The sequence below is a fragment of the Croceicoccus sp. genome, assembly GCF_983967925.1.
Window position 1 is genome coordinate 52,067 of the sequence record NZ_CFETID010000003.1, and the last position, 14,933, is coordinate 66,999.

The window sequence follows — 14,933 nt, forward strand, 5'->3', positions numbered from 1 at the left end:
CTAGGGAAGCGTCACCGTCACGACCACGCGCCCGCGCGGGTCCTGCGCATAGTCCAGCGTTCCCTTGTGCGCCGCGATCAGCTCGCGCGCCAATGGCAGGTTCAGGCCCGCGGCGGTGTCCGCGCTGCCCGACACGCCTTCCTGCGCATTGTCATGGGTGATCAGCACCGCCACGCCCTCGCGGCGGCGGCGCAGGTCCATGTTGATCCGCCCGCCCCGCGGCGATCCGGCGATCGCATTATCGACCAGATTGCCGATGGCCCGGCCCAATTGCCGCTCATCGCCCCTGACCATGCCCGAAGCCCGGTCGCCGCGCAGGTTGAAGGTGATGTTCGCCGCCTCGATCGCCTGCGCGCGGTCCTGCACCAGCCGGGTGACCAGCGGCATCAGCTCGACATCCTCCTCGGCCAGCGGCATCAGCCCCGCCTCGCTCTGCGTCAGGTCCAGCACCGCCTCGATCTGCTGCGACAGGCGCGCGGTGGAATCGAGGATCGCGGTGACATATTCACGCCCGGTCTCGGTCATCTCGCCCGCCACGCCTTCCTTCAGCATCTCGGCGAAACCGGCGATCGAGGTCAGCGGCGTGCGGAACTCGTAACTCATATTGGCAAGGAAGCGGGTCTTGACCGCGTCCGCCTCGACCAGCGCCTCGTTGCGTTCGATCAGCGCGGCCTCGGCCTTTTGCGAATCGGTGATGTCGAGGCTGGTCAGCATGCCGTTCCCGTCGGGCAGCGGCACGCCCATCAGCGACAGCACCCGCCCGTCGGCCAATGTCACGCGGCCCGTCGACTGCTCGCGCTGCAACGTCGCCGCCTCGACCAGCAGGCGGATGCGGCGCGTGTCTGCCCGGTCCTGCAGCAGGGGAGCCATGCCTTCCAACAAGGCGTCGATATGCGGATGATCCGCCAGCATTTCCTCGTGTAGGCTCCATTCGGCGGCAAAGCGCCGGTTCCAGATCTGCAGCCGCCCGTCGGGGGCCAGCACCACCAGCCCCTCGAACAGATTGTCGAACGTGGCGGTGCGCGTGCGCAGCAGCGTGTCGCGCGCGCTGGCCAGCTTCAATTGCTCGGTCCGGTCCTCGAAGATCATGACCAGCCCGCCATCGGGCATCGGCTGCGCCACGACGCGCAGATGGGTGCCGTCGGCAAGCACCCATTCCTCGTCCTTGACGTCATTGGCGGTGAACCAGCCCTCGCGCTCGGCACGCCACGCGGGGAAATCGCGCACTTCGGGCAGGCGTCCGGCATTGCGCATCATGTCGAAGATGCGGCCCACCGGCAGCGCCTCCTGCCCGATATTGGGCGGCAGGCGAAAGATGCGCTGCATCGGCAGGTTGGTGAAGACCAGCTGGCGCAGATGGTCGAACTGCGCGACCCCGCTGCTCATCTGGTCGAGCAGAGCGCGTTGCGCATTGCGGAACGCGCGATATTCGCGTTCCAGCAATTGCAGGTCCTCGACATCGACCGCATAGCCCGCGACGCCTTCGTCCCCAACCGGCAGGTCGGAGATGCGAAAGGCGCGGCGTTCGCCGTCGATGGTGATCATCGCCTGCCGCTCGACCGCCTGCTGAGAGGTCTTGGCGCGCTCGGCCACTTCGTTCGCGGTCAGCCCGTCGACCGTCTCGACCAGCTCGATCCCGCCCGACACCACATCCTCGGCGCTTTCCGCCCCGACCGCGGCGACATAGGCCGAATTGACCAGCCGCAGCCGCCCGTCGGTGTCGCGGAACCACATCGGCACCGGCGCCGCCTCGATCAGCCCGACCAGCGCGTGGAAATCGTGGCGCGATCGATCGAGTTCGGCGGTCAGCCGGGCGATTTCCTCGGCGCTGTCGCTGGCGTCGAACACCCACAGCATCACCGATCCGCCGCCCGCCACCTGCGGGTCGGCCAGATGGCCGATGACCGACAGCGCATGGTTGTTGCCGCCGGGATGCAGCATCATGCGCAAGGGCGCGGCAGAGGACCGGGTCTTCTCGACCGCATCCCACAATGCCTCCGCCTCCTCGACCGGCAGGCCCGATTCGGGTCCGGCCAGCCCGTGCAGATGCTGCGGCAGGGTCCGGCAGCCGAACCATGCGGCCAGCCGTTCCGACGCCTCGATCCTGCCATTGGCCCGCACCAGCAGAGGCAGCGCGGGCGATTCGTCGATCATGCGCGACAGGCGCAGATTGGTCTTGCGGTCGCGGTGCGCGCGGCGCAGCTTGCGGCGCGCCACCACCAGCGCCCAGCCCGCCGCCGCCGTCCACGCGGCCAGCAGCAGGCCGATCAGCAGCAGGGCGGGAAGCCCCAGCGTAAACCCCTGTGCAGCGGTCGATCCGTTCATGCTGACGGGCTAGGCGACCCGGCGCGCAAGGGCAATCGCGTTAAGCGCGCTTATGCGCCGCCGCGCCGATTATGCAGCTTGCGATCATGCCTCCGGCGAATTTGCCAGATCCCCAAATAAGCTTGCCAACCCGCCGGGCATTCCCGAAAAGGTTAACGGCCCGAACGATCGGGGCGTGGCGCCAAGGATCTTGCAACCGCAAGGGGGCAAATAATGATCGCGAATATTCAGGCGCTTCGTGCGCTGGCCGCGCTTCTGGTCGTGGTGGTTCATCTCGAACAATTGCTGGCGCCGCTTGGGGTTACCCCCAGCAACGTGTTTTTCGGCGGCGGCGGGGTCGACCTGTTCTTCGTGATCAGCGGCTTCATCATGGTCTATACCACGGCGCAAAGCTGGCCGGGGACGGGCAATTTCCTGCTGAACCGCGTGATCCGCATCGTGCCGCTCTACTGGCTAATGACGCTGGCGGTGTTCGCCCTTGCCATGATCGCCCCCTCGCTGCTGGGCAGCACCGAGGCCCGGCCCGAATATCTGGCGAAATCGCTGGCCTTCATCCCCTTCGAAAAGTCGAACGGCAGGATGGAGCCGATCCTGTTCCTCGGCTGGACGCTCAATTACGAGATGTTCTTCTACCTGATCCTCGGCCTCGGGCTGGCGTGGAAGGCGCGCGGGCTGGCCGCGGTCGCGCTGTTCTTCGTCGCGCTGGTCGCGGCGGGGCTGATCGCGGCAGGGTCGGCGGGAGAATTTTCCGATCCGCTGCTGCGCTTCTACACCCATCCGATCCTGCTGGAATTCGTGATCGGCATGGCCATCGGGGCGGCCTATCTCCATCCGGGCTGGGACGCATTATGGTCGCGCTCCTCGCCGTGGATCGGCGCGGCGATGGTCGCGGGCGGGCTGGCGGCGCTCGTGTTCCTGCCGCTGGTGGAATTGCCGACCGACCGCATCGTCCAGATCGGTCTGGCATCGGCCTGCATCGTGTTCGGCGCGCTCTGGCTGGAACGGCTGGGCCATGTGGTCCGGTCGAACACCGTGCTGCTGCTCGGCAATGCCAGCTATGCGATCTATCTGACGCATCCCTTCGTGACGCAGGCGGTCAGCAAGGTCGCGGACATGCTTTCGCTCGATTCGGTGTTGGTGCGCTGCCTGCTGGTGCCGGTGACCTATGCGCTGGTGATGCTGGCCGGGGTGATCGTGCACCTGATGTTGGAAAAGCCGATGACCCGCGCGATCCGCGCCGCGATGGGCGTCCGCCGCAAGAGCGCGCCGGCAGGCGGAATGTAAGGCCCAAAAAGCAAAACGACCGTCTTCGGGTGTAGGCGGCCCCGCGCCTGAACTGCCGGGCCAGCGTCCTGCTGGTCGCAGAAGCGCTGGCCTGACAGCGCTCGTCGCCGACGGTTCCCGGCTAGCCGAGCGAATCGCGGGAGCATCCGGGGTAGCCGCCGTCTCTTGTCTGGCAAATCGGGCTAAGTCCTTGTTTTGCGCTGGTTGTGTCACCGCAAGACACTAGCATCCATGTGGCTCGCCTTTGCATGGGCACGCTGCGCCCATGCCATGCGGGTTTGACAATTCGATCGTGACAGCGCCGCCGGCGCGCGAATTCGGGGCCAGACCGCATGGACATGATAAGCAGGAAGACGCCCCTTCGCCGCCGCCGGAAAGCCCGCGTGGCGCGGCCGCTGCGGGTCGGCATTCTTACCCTGCCGCTGCACATCAATTACGGCGGCATCATCCAGGCCGCCGCGCTCTATCGCATGATCGAGGACATGGGACACCACCCGGTCTTCCTTGACAAGAAGCCCAAGCGGTCGCTGCCGCACCGGCTGAGCAAGCGGCTGCTGGCTTCGATCCCCGGCCAGAACATCGGCAATGTGCGCGAGGCGGTGCGCAACATGAACGTGCACAAGCCCTTCGTTCGGCGTTTCCTGCCCGATGTCACCCGTCCGCTGATGACGGGCAACGATTTGGCTGCCGCGGTCAGGCGGCGCAGGCTGGATGCGGTGGTGGTGGGCAGCGACCAGGTGTGGCGCCCGCATTACCACCAGGACGAGCAGGCGCTGGTCTATTTCCTGGACTTCGTGGAACCTGAGGTGACCGCGCGCATCGCCTATGCCGCCTCGTTCGGCAAGCCGCAGTGGGAACATGCGGACATCGCCGAGCCCGCCAGCGAGCTGCTAAGCGATTTCGCCCATGTCTCGGTGCGCGAGAATACCGCCGCCGACATCTGCGCTGAGACGTTCGGCGTGGAGAATGCCGAGGTCGTGCTGGATCCGACACTGGCGGTCGACCCCCGGTTTTACGAGGAAGTCGCCTCCGACGCCGCCGACCTCGACTGCGAGGACGGCGAGTTCGTGTTCGAATATGTGCTCGACCGCGAAAGGATCGAGCCGGGCATCGCCGAGAGGCTGGCCGACGATCTGCCCGATCTGTCACATGCCCGCGCGATCCATCCCGAACTGCCGGGCGACGCCGATACGCTGCCCGACTGGATGGCGCATTTCCGCCATGCCGGCTGCGTGCTGACCGACAGCTTCCACGGCACGGTGTTCTGCATCCTGAACCGCCGCAATTTCATCACCATCGTCAACCCCAAGCGCGGCGCCGACCGGTTCCACACGCTGCTGGGCGCGCTGGGGCTGGAAGGGCGGACTGTGAAGCGACTGGACGATGCGACCGCGCGGCGACTGCTGTCGCAGCCGATCGACTATGATGCGGTCCATGAAAAGCTGGACGCGCTGCGCCGCAGCTCTCGCGATTTTCTGAAAGGCGCGCTGGACGCCGCCCGCTAGAACGGCCTAGCACGTCGCGCCCGGCTGCCGAAAGGGCAACCGGGCGCTCTGCGATCAATAGCGGTAATGCTCGGGCTTGAACGGGCCTTCGACCGGCACGCCGATGTAATCGGCCTGGCGCTTCGACAGCGTGGTCAGCTTCACGCCCAGCTTGTCGAGGTGCAGCGCGGCGACCTTTTCGTCGAGGTGCTTGGGCAGGATGTGGACCGCGTTGTCGTACTGGTCGGCCTTGGTGAACAGCTCGATCTGCGCCAGCGTCTGGTTGGTGAAGCTGGACGACATGACGAAGCTGGGGTGCCCCGTGGCGCAGCCCAGGTTCACCAGACGGCCCTTGGCGAGCACGATGATCTGCTTGCCGTCGGGGAAGGTGACGAGATCGGTACCCGGCTTCACTTCCTTCCACTCGTAATTGTCGAGCGCCGAAATCTGGATCTCGCTGTCGAAGTGGCCGATGTTGCACACGATCGCCATGTTCTTCATGGCTTCCATGTGCGCGCCGGTGATCACGCCTTCGTTGCCGGTGGCGGTCACGAAGATGTCGCAGCGCTTCACCGCCTCGTCCATGGTGACGACTTCATAGCCTTCCATCGCGGCCTGCAGCGCGCAGATCGGATCGATCTCGGTCACCAGCACGCGCGCGCCGCCGTTGCGCAGCGAATCCGCGCTGCCCTTGCCGACATCGCCGAAACCGGCGACGCAGGCGACCTTGCCGGCCAGCATCACGTCGGTCGCGCGGCGGATCGCGTCGACCAGCGATTCCTTGCAGCCATACAGGTTGTCGAACTTCGACTTGGTCACGCTGTCGTTCACATTGATCGCGGGAAACGGCAGCTTGCCGGCCTTGGCGATGTGATACAGGCGGTGGACGCCGGTGGTCGTCTCTTCCGACACGCCCTTGATGGCCTTGACCGTCTCGGTCAGATAGCCGGGCTTCTTCGCGATGAACGCCTTCAGCGCGCGCTGCATCTCGATCTCTTCGGCGTTTTCGGGATCGGGCATGGTCTCGCCCGCTTCCATACGCGCGCCCCACAGCGCGAACATGGTGGCATCGCCGCCATCGTCGAGGATCATGTTGCAGGTCTCACCGCTTCCGGCGTCCCAGTCGAAGATGCGGCCCACGTAATCCCAGTATTCGGCCAGGCTCTCGCCCTTCACCGCGAACACGGGGATGCCCTGCGCCGCGATGGCGGCGGCGGCGTGGTCCTGCGTCGAATAGATGTTGCAGGTCGCCCAGCGAACCTCTGCGCCCAGCGCGGTCAGCGTCTCGATCAGCACGGCGGTCTGGATCGTCATGTGCAGCGATCCGGTGATGCGCGCGCCCTTCAGCGGCTGCGATGCGCCATATTCCTCGCGCAGGGCCATCAGGCCCGGCATTTCGGTTTCGGCGATGGCGATCTCGTCCCGGCCATAATCGGCCAGCGAGAGATCGGCGATAACATAATCCTTTTCAGCGACACTGGCCACGGCGGGTACTCCTGAGTCTGTCTATCCATCGGGGCACCGATCGGGCGCCCCTCACATGGACGCCGCTCTACAGAACGAGCGCGCCGAGGGCAAATATAAAGACTTCTTTATATGACGCGGCCACCGGGCGATGCGGCGCCCAGCAGAAAGGGGCCGAAGCCCGCGGCCCCGACCCCTTCTGTCAGGGGCGATCCATCAGCCCCTGTCGCCCCCGCGGCGAAGCGGGAAAAGGCGTATCGTTCAATCGACCATGGCGAACTGCGCAGGCCGCGCGGGCGACAGCAGATGCTCCGCCGCCAGCACCAGCTCCGCCTGTCCGCCATTGCTGGCCAGATCGCGCGTCACCTGCTTGAGCTGGTCGCATTGCAGCCACGGATGTCCCAGCCCGTACTGGTTCGCCATGCCCACGCTGATCTTGTCCATCTCGCGCTTGGCCCCGCGCTCGCCCAGCCGCTTCACATGGCCGTTCTTCAGCGTGGCATAGGCGCCCTTCATGATGGTCAGCCGCTTGGCCGAGAAATCGTTGTAATCCGCCTGGAAATCATGCGCGCCCTTGCGGCAGCGCAGCGAGGTCACCATCAGCATGATGTCCAGCTTGCGCAGGTTTTCCGCCTGCGCGGCGTCGGCAGGCGTCTCTGCCAGTGCGGCCTGCGGCGCGCCCGCCAGCATGGCAAAGGCCGATGCGGCCGCGGCAATTGTCCTGAAAGTCCCCATTTCGCATATCCCCGGTCTGCCCGGACCGCCCCTCGGTCCATGGTCAGCAGGATCGCGCGATTCCTTTACTCAATCTTCAAGCTGCGCGGTAAACCGATCTTAACCATGGCGCGCACAGTTCCGCCGCCCTTCTCGCACGGCGCCTCCTTGCACCGGGCCGCGCAGCCCCTATGTCTCGCCCTGACGCGCGTTAAGGCGCGGATGCACGGGAAAGAAGGACACAACACCATGACCATCAAGCAAGGCGAAAAACTGCCCGACGTGACGCTGACCAAGACCACCCCCGACGGCCCGGAAAAGGTCCAGTCCGCCGATTATTTCGCCGGCAAGAAGGTGGCCCTGTTCTCGGTCCCCGGCGCCTTCACCCCGACCTGCTCGGCCAAGCACCTGCCGGGTTTCGTCGAAAAGGCGGACGAGCTTAAGTCCAAGGGCGTCGATGAAATCGCCTGCACCGCCGTGAACGATCCCTTCGTGATGCAGGCATGGTGCGACCGCGACGGCAGCGAGGCGATCACCATGCTCGCCGATGGCAATGGCGACTTCGCCGAAGCGCTGGGCCTGACCATGGACGGCAGCGGCTTTGGCCTGGGCAAGCGCGGCCAGCGCTGGTCGATGGTGGTCGACGACGGCACCGTCACGGAACTGAATGTCGAGGATCCGGGCGCGTTCGAGAAATCGACCGCCGAATACATGCTCGACCAGCTCTGATTCCAGGCCGAGATTAAAGAGGGGCGCTTCCGTTCGCGGAGGCGCCCTTTTTCGTTGCGCTTTTCCATGGCGCCCCCTTCCCCTCGGGTTTCGCCGTGTTACGGTGCCTTTCGGTCGAACTCGGGTCGCTTGGGGAAAGACCATGATCGCCAGACTGCTCGCCATGGCCGCCGCCTTGCTGGCCGCCCTGTCCGTCACCGCACGCGCCCAAGACCTGCTGATCCAGAACGTCCGGCTGATCGACCTTTCCGCCGAAAGCCCGCAATTGAGCGCGCCGCAATCCGTGCTGATACGCGGCGACCGGATCGCCGCCATCGCGCCGGTCGGTGCCATCCCCGTGCCCGAAGGCGTCACCCCGATCGACGGAAACGGCGGCTATCTCCTCCCCGGCCTTACCGACATGCATGTGCACGTGTGGGATCAGGCCTCGCTCGGCTCCTATCTGGCGCATGGGGTAACGGCGATCCGCAATGCCTCGGGCATGCCGTTCCATCTGGACCTCGCGCAGCGGATCGAGGCGGGCGAGCTGGCTGGCCCGCGCCTCCTCACCACCGGCCCGATCCTAAACAGCCACGGGGCGAACGAACAACTCAACCACCAGTTCGTCACCACCAGTGCCGAAGCGCGCGCCGCCGTCCGCTGGCAGCACGAGGCGGGCTTTCGCCACCTCAAGGTCTATTCCAATCTCACGCGCGAGGCATGGGCGGGCGTCAAGGCAGAGGCCGAGGCGCTGGACATGACGATCATGGGCCACACACCCGAAGGCATCCGCGCCCAAGGCACACCCCGCGACCGTCCCTTCGACATGGCGTTCACCGATCTGCTCGATGCGGGCTTCGTCACGATCGAGCATGTCGAGAGCATCGTCTGGCACGGATTGCGGAACCGCCACGATCCGGCTGCCGCCCACGCGCTGGCGCAGCGCATCGCCGCATCAGGCACGCCTGTCGATCCCACGCTGGTCGCCTTTCGCAACCTGCTCCACGTCGCCGAGACGAAGGGGGCCTATCTGCGGCGACCCGGCACCGAATGGATGAACCCGATGCTGGTCGCGCAGTCACAGGGCGAATACGACCGCTGGACGAACGAAGCGGTCGAACCCAACCGCGAGGCCTTTGCCTTCTACAAGCAGATGACGAAGATGCTGTCCGACGCGGGCGTCACGCTGGTCGACGAGCTGGAATTGCTGGTCGAAGCGGGCCTCTCCCCCGCTCAGGCGCTGCGCACCGCCACGCTGAACCCCGCGCAGGTGCTGGGCGAGGACGCGACACGCGGCCGCATCGCGCCGGGCATGATCGCGGACATGGTGCTGGTGAACGCCGACCCGCTAGAGGATTTTACCGCGCTGCGAAGCCCCGTGCTGGTCATCGCACAGGGCCGCCCTCACGACCGCGCCGCACTGGACGCCTTGCTGGACGAAGCCGCCAGACCCGACCTCGCCCGCACGCAGGCAAACGTGATCGCCGGGCTGCAGGCGCAGGGCACCGATGTCAGCGACCTGACGGGGGGCTGAAGTTGCCCGCGAGAGGAATGTTCGCCGGCAATTCAATCGAACAATCGTCCGGCCCATGCGGCCTTGCAGCCTGATCGCACGGAAAAGCTCAATCCTCCGCCGCGTGTGCCTTGAACTTCTCGATCAGCTTCGCGAAATCGCCCGACATTGCTTCCTGCCGTGGCGGGAACTCCTTGAAGGTCATCACGTGCTGGGTCATGAAATCGATGATCGGCAGCAGCACCCAGCCCTTGTGCTCGGCCAGCTTGCGATTGACGTCGCCCCATTGCCGTTCATACGGGTCCATCAGGATGTTGGTGATCATCGGTCGTCCCAGATGGACCAGCGGGTTGTCCCATTTTCCTTCCATCTTCGCCGCGATGGTCACCTTCCACGGTCCGTATCGGACAGCCGTCAGATTGACCTCGTCGTAGTAGAAGTAATGCTTGCGCGCCGACGGTCCCTTGCCGGTAAACAGCGCGGTCTGGTCATAGCCGTCGAGGTGGACCTTGTATGTCTTGCCCTCGTGCTCGACGCCTTCCCTCAGCTTCTTGTCGATGTCGGACATGCCGACCAGCGCCGCGAAGGTCATGAAGAAATCCTCCATGGCAACGATATCCGAACTGACCTGCCTGGGCGGGATCTTTCCGGGATAGCGGATGACGCAGGGGACGCGGACGCCGCCTTCCCATGTGGTCCCCTTGTCCCCTCGAAACGGCGATGTGCCGCCTTCCGGCCACATGTACTGATAGGCGCCGTTGTCGGTGGTATAGACGACGATGGTATCCTCGGCGATGCCCAGCTCGTCCAGCTTGTCCAGCAACTGGCCGACATGGCCGTCATGCTCTGCAAGACCGTCCCCATAGATGTCCGCTTCCGAAGCGCGCGACACGCCCTTTCGCTCGTCGAGCAAATGGGTGAACACATGCATGCGGCTGGCGCAATGCCAGACGAAGAAGGGCGTATCCTCCTTCACCTTGCGCTCCATGAAATCGGATGTCTTGGCGACGATCTCGTCGTCGAAGGTCTTCATGCGCTCGGTATCCAGCACGCCTTCGTCCTTGGTCTCGCCATCGGCGGAGCCGGAAATGACGCCGCGCACGCTCCATTTCTTCTCGAACTCCGACGTCTGGGGCCGGTCGGGGTCTTCCGGATCCTCGTTCGCGTTGAGGTGATAGAGATTGCCGAAGAACTCGTCGAAACCGTGACGATGGGGCAGATGCTCCTCCCGGTCGCCAAGGTGGTTCTTGCCGAACTGGGCGGTGGCATAGCCATGCATCTTCAGGATCTGCGCGATGGTCGGGTCCTCGGACGACATGCCTTGCGGCGCACCGGCGCAGCCCACGGTGGTCAGCCCCGTGCGAGCAGGCATCTGGCCGGTGATGAAGGCAGCCCGCCCGGCCGTGCACGACGGCTGGGCGTAAAAGGACGTCAGCTTGATGCCCTCATCGGCTATCCTGTCGATATTGGGCGTGGGCACGCCCATGATGTCGCCGCCAAAGCAGCTGACATTCGAATAGCCGATATCGTCTCCGAAAATGACGAGGATGTTGGGCTTTTTCTTGTCGGGCATGATCACGACCTTTCTAAGTAATCTTGAAAGACATGATCCGGGTTTAGGGCGCGAGTCTGAACCTTAGTATCGGGGTAAGGCACGAGTTCTGTCGCGGTTTCCACTGTCCTACAGCCCGGCCGTATCGTAACACCGCCGCTCGCCCGAAACGGCGATGCGGTTCTTTCCCAATGTCGATTTTCTCCGGATGTTTTCCCCGGCCCCGCGCGGTGTCACCTTTGGCCCGCAAGGCCAGCATTTCCGCGCCTTACGGCCGGGTGACAGCCCTTGTAGGACGTGTCGCCTTTGTCACTTTTCGCCGGGCTTTACGCCTCAGGCCGCATCGCCGCCCTGAAAGGTGTTGTCGCGCGGAAAGCCGTTGGGCGGCAGGCGGCCTGCCGCGCCGCGCGCGACCTTCCATTGCCACATGTCGCTCTCGGTCCGGGTCCGCCCGCTGTCGCCGCCCATCTTCCACGACAGGCCCTCGTCCAGCTTCAGCGTGATCGCATCGGACAGCCCGCCATCGCGGTAACGCTGCAGCTGCACCCCCTGCCCGCGCGCCATCACCGGCAGTTCCTCAAGGCTGAAGATCACCAGCTTGCGGTTGTCGCCCACCACCGCGACATGATCGTCCTGCGGCGCGATCTCGCGCACGATCTTCAGCGTGACCTTGTCCTTCAGGTTCACGACCTGGCGGCCCTTGCGCGTCTCGGCCAGCAGCTCGTCCATCTCGGCGGCAAAGCCCCGGCCCGCGCTGTTCGCCAGCAGGATCTGCCCGCCCTTGCGATAGACCAGCACCGCGACGATCGGCTGACCCGAATCGATGTCGAGCGTGGTGCGAAGCGGCTCGCCAAAGCCCCGCCCGCCCGGCAGCTTGTCGCAGCCCAGCGTGTAAAAGCGCCCGTCGCCGCTGGCGATCAGCAGCTTGTCGGTGGTCTGCGCATGCAGCGCGAATGCCGGCCCGTCGCCTTCCTTGAACTTGAAGTCCGCGCCCTTGCCGTCGGGGCCAAGGTCGACGTGCCCCTTCATCCCCCGCACCCAGCCGCGCGCCGAGATGATGACCGTGACCGGCTCCTTCTCGATCATGGCGTCCATGCTGAACTCGACCGCGGGCTCGGCCTCGGCCACGGTGGTGCGGCGCTTGCCCAGCGCGGTATCCACTGCATATTCCTTGCGCAGCGCAGTCAGGTCGCGCTTCAACCGCGTGCGCTGGCGCGCGGGGCTGTCGATCAGCTTCTGCAAGTCCTCGCGCTCGGCCAGCAGCGCGTCGTGCTCCCCCCGAAGCTCCATCTCCTCCAGCTTGCGCAGGGACCGCAGCCGCATGTTCAGGATCGCCTCGGCCTGCCTGTCGGTCAGCGCGAACTCGGCCATCATGACCTGCTTGGGTTCGTCCTCGGTCCGGATGATCTCGATCACGCGGTCGAGGTTGAGGAAGGCGATGATATAGCCTTCGACCAGTTCCAGCCGCCGGGAGATCTGTTCGAGCCGGTGGTTGGCGCGGCGCAGCAATATGTCGATCTGCGAGGCGATCCAGTGCTGCAGAACCTCGCCCAGCCCCATCACCTGCGGCGTACGTGTCGCATCCAGCACGTTGAGATTGAGGCTGAAGCGGCTTTCCAGATCGGTCAGCCTGTAGAGGCTTTCTTTCAGCAATTCCGGATCGACGTTGCGGCTGCGCGGGACGAGGACGATGCGGATCTGTTCGTCGCTCTCGTCGCGAACGTCTTCCAGGATGGGCAGCTTGCGGTCGCCGATCAGCTGCGCGATCTGCTCGATCAGCCGGCCCTTCTGCACCTGGTAGGGTATCTCGCTGATCACCAGCTGCCACTGCCCGCCGCCCAGCCGCTCGATCCCGGCGTCGCGGTCGGCCTCGCTCGCGGCCTCGGCGGCGTGGAAGCGGCCGCGCATGCGGAACGCGCCGCGACCGGTCTCATAGGCGTGCGAGATCGCCTCGGCGCTGTCGACCACCAGCCCGCCGGTGGCGAAGTCGGGGCCATGGAACACTTCCATCAGCTCGGCATGTTCGGCGCGCGGATTGTCGATCAGCTTCAGAGCGGCATCGACGATCTCGGCCACGTTGTGGCTGGGGATGTTGGTCGCCATGCCCACCGCGATCCCGCTGGCGCCATTGGCCAGCAGGTTGGGGAAGATGCCGGGGAAGATGTCGGGCTCGGATTCCTCGCCATTATAGGTCGGGATGAAGTCGACCGTGCCCTCGTCCAGCCCCTGCATCAGCAGCATGGCGGTGCGCGTCAGCCGCGCCTCGGTATAGCGGTAGGCCGCGGCATTATCGCCGTCGATATTGCCGAAATTGCCCTGTCCCTCGTCCAGCGGATAGCGCAGCGCGAAATCCTGCGCGAGGCGGACCATGGCGTCATAGACCGATGCATCGCCATGCGGGTGATATTTGCCGATGACGTCGCCGACCACGCGGGCCGATTTCTTGAACGCATCGGTGGGGTTCAGCTTCAGCTGCCGCATCGCCCACAGCAGGCGGCGATGCACTGGCTTCAGCCCGTCGCGCAGATCCGGCAGCGAGCGCGCGGTGATCGTGGACAACGCATAGACGAGATAGCGTTCGGACAGCGCGGCATCGAAGGGCGCGTCGACCAGACGGTCGAACGGATCGGGTTCAAGCGTATCGGGAATCTCGTCGGCCATTCCTGCGGATTAGCAAGCGGGCGCGGCAGCGCAAAGCGCGGGCGCAAGGCAATCCCCCGCCGCGGCATATTCGGCCGCGCTGCACGGGCTGCGCTCCGCATGCGACGAGCCGTTGAACAGACCGGAACGGGCCATTCGCGCAGCCGTTAATTATACAAAGGCCCATAGATCATAGGCCCCACATAAAATTCAGGAGAACGAGCATGACCCAACGCGTCCTCATAATCGCCACCAATGGCTTTGAACAAAGCGAACTCACCGGCCCGCGCGACCGGCTGCGCAAGGATGGCTATGAAGTCATCGTCGCCAGTCCGGAAAGCGGCAAGATCAAGGGCTGGGACCAGGACGACTGGGGCGACGAAGTCGACGTCGACCTGACGCTGGATGAAGTCAGCACCGGCGATTACCACGCACTCGTCCTGCCGGGCGGGCAGATCAATCCCGATATATTGCGCATCAACGATACGGCCGTTGGCCTCATCCGCGAATTCGCCAATGCAGGCAAGCCGGTCGCCGCTATCTGCCATGCTCCGTGGCTGCTGATCGAAGCGGATCTGGTACGCGGCAAGACCGTGACGAGCTGGCCGTCGGTGCGGCGCGACCTTGCCAATGCGGGCGCCAATGTCGTCGACCGCGAAGTGGTGGTCGATGGCAATATCATCACCAGCCGCAATCCGGACGATATTCCGGCCTTTGCCAGCGCAGTGAACGAAGCCCTGCAGAAAGCGGCCGAGCCCGCCGACGCCTGATCGACCGATCCGGATGACGAAAGCCCCCACCCGCCGGCGGGGGTCTTTTTTTTATGCGCAATTTTGGCCCGCAAATCGATTCCCGGCGTGCATCGATCGGGAACAAGTTCAACGGCTTGATTGTTAACCTGCCTTGTTAACCGCGTTTGTCACCCGAGCGCCGCTTGCTCGGTCTTTCAGTCCCGCGTAAATCCGTTGGGAATCAGGGGAATTTCCGTTTTGTCTGGATGTTGGCCAACCGGCGCTATCCCATTTTGGCTCAGGTACAAGGGGGCGCTTGCTCCTAAGCTGTTAAGGTTCAACATTAATGTATCGGACAAGGGTCTTTCGGCCCGCGCGATGCACCTCGTGACCGCTGCCGAAGGGCGGTTCGTGACAGGTGCGGCGTACCGGGCATGACCGGTTGCCGGGCAAGGGGTCGATGCTCGCTGCCATGAAGGCGGCTGCATCGAAGAAAGCAATAAGCGGACATCGGCCGA

10 protein-coding genes are annotated in these 14,933 nt (G+C 64.9%); 5 read left to right on the plus strand and 5 right to left on the minus strand.

Annotated elements, in window-relative coordinates:
• Positions 1-2,325 carry a PAS domain-containing sensor histidine kinase gene (locus AC4FIJ_RS02690; protein ID WP_490335178.1) on the minus strand — a complete coding sequence of 775 codons (2,325 nt, stop codon included), beginning with the start codon at positions 2,323-2,325 and terminating at the stop codon, positions 1-3.
• Positions 2,326-2,538: 213 nt separating this feature from the next.
• On the opposite strand from AC4FIJ_RS02690, the gene AC4FIJ_RS02695 reads away from it, so the two are divergent.
• Complete coding sequence (locus AC4FIJ_RS02695; protein WP_490335179.1) at positions 2,539-3,609, plus strand: acyltransferase family protein; 1,071 nt, start codon at positions 2,539-2,541, stop codon at positions 3,607-3,609.
• 383 nt (positions 3,610-3,992) lie between these two features.
• A complete protein-coding gene (locus AC4FIJ_RS02700; RefSeq protein ID WP_490335180.1) occupies positions 3,993-5,114 on the plus strand; it encodes a polysaccharide pyruvyl transferase family protein in 1,122 nt (373 codons plus the stop codon).
• A 54-nt stretch (positions 5,115-5,168) separates the two neighbouring features.
• Here AC4FIJ_RS02700 and ahcY read toward each other — a convergent pair whose 3' ends face one another.
• Positions 5,169-6,578 carry an adenosylhomocysteinase gene (gene ahcY, locus AC4FIJ_RS02705; RefSeq protein ID WP_490335181.1) on the minus strand — a complete coding sequence of 470 codons (1,410 nt, stop codon included), beginning with the start codon at positions 6,576-6,578 and terminating at the stop codon, positions 5,169-5,171.
• 240 nt (positions 6,579-6,818) lie between these two features.
• Entirely contained in the window at positions 6,819-7,292 is a 474-nt protein-coding gene (locus tag AC4FIJ_RS02710; protein ID WP_490335182.1) for an S-adenosyl-L-homocysteine hydrolase, read from the minus strand.
• Between the two features lie 228 nt (positions 7,293-7,520).
• On the opposite strand from AC4FIJ_RS02710, the gene AC4FIJ_RS02715 reads away from it, so the two are divergent.
• Together AC4FIJ_RS02715 and AC4FIJ_RS02720 are read left to right on the plus strand one after the other, a co-directional pair.
• Positions 7,521-8,000, plus strand: coding sequence for a peroxiredoxin (locus AC4FIJ_RS02715; protein ID WP_490335183.1), 480 nt, complete (start codon positions 7,521-7,523; stop codon positions 7,998-8,000).
• Between the two features lie 142 nt (positions 8,001-8,142).
• On the plus strand, positions 8,143-9,513 hold the full coding sequence (locus AC4FIJ_RS02720) for an amidohydrolase family protein (RefSeq protein ID WP_490335184.1): 1,371 nt from the start codon (positions 8,143-8,145) through the stop codon (positions 9,511-9,513).
• Positions 9,514-9,601: 88 nt separating this feature from the next.
• On the opposite strand, the gene AC4FIJ_RS02725 is transcribed toward AC4FIJ_RS02720, so the two are convergent.
• On the minus strand, positions 9,602-11,065 hold the full coding sequence (locus AC4FIJ_RS02725) for an arylsulfatase (RefSeq protein ID WP_490335185.1): 1,464 nt from the start codon (positions 11,063-11,065) through the stop codon (positions 9,602-9,604).
• A gap of 312 nt (positions 11,066-11,377) precedes the next feature.
• Positions 11,378-13,705, minus strand: a complete 2,328-nt coding sequence (gene parC, locus AC4FIJ_RS02730) for a DNA topoisomerase IV subunit A (protein WP_490335186.1) — start codon at positions 13,703-13,705, stop codon at positions 11,378-11,380.
• A 203-nt stretch (positions 13,706-13,908) separates the two neighbouring features.
• Here parC and AC4FIJ_RS02735 point away from each other — a divergent pair, with 203 nt between their 5' ends.
• Positions 13,909-14,454 (plus strand): type 1 glutamine amidotransferase domain-containing protein, encoded by a 546-nt coding sequence (locus tag AC4FIJ_RS02735; protein ID WP_490335187.1) that lies wholly within the window; start codon positions 13,909-13,911, stop codon positions 14,452-14,454.
• The last annotated feature ends 479 nt before the right edge of the window (positions 14,455-14,933 follow it).

Coding starts and splice junctions, on each gene's coding strand:
- AC4FIJ_RS02725 (WP_490335185.1), bottom strand. CDS start 11,065: ATGCCCGACAAGAAAAAGCCCAACATCCTCGTCATTTTCGGAGACGAT.
- AC4FIJ_RS02720 (WP_490335184.1), top strand. CDS start 8,143: ATGATCGCCAGACTGCTCGCCATGGCCGCCGCCTTGCTGGCCGCCCTG.
- AC4FIJ_RS02695 (WP_490335179.1), top strand. CDS start 2,539: ATGATCGCGAATATTCAGGCGCTTCGTGCGCTGGCCGCGCTTCTGGTC.
- AC4FIJ_RS02690 (WP_490335178.1), bottom strand. CDS start 2,325: ATGAACGGATCGACCGCTGCACAGGGGTTTACGCTGGGGCTTCCCGCC.
- AC4FIJ_RS02710 (WP_490335182.1), bottom strand. CDS start 7,292: ATGGGGACTTTCAGGACAATTGCCGCGGCCGCATCGGCCTTTGCCATG.
- AC4FIJ_RS02715 (WP_490335183.1), top strand. CDS start 7,521: ATGACCATCAAGCAAGGCGAAAAACTGCCCGACGTGACGCTGACCAAG.
- parC (WP_490335186.1), bottom strand. CDS start 13,705: ATGGCCGACGAGATTCCCGATACGCTTGAACCCGATCCGTTCGACCGT.
- AC4FIJ_RS02735 (WP_490335187.1), top strand. CDS start 13,909: ATGACCCAACGCGTCCTCATAATCGCCACCAATGGCTTTGAACAAAGC.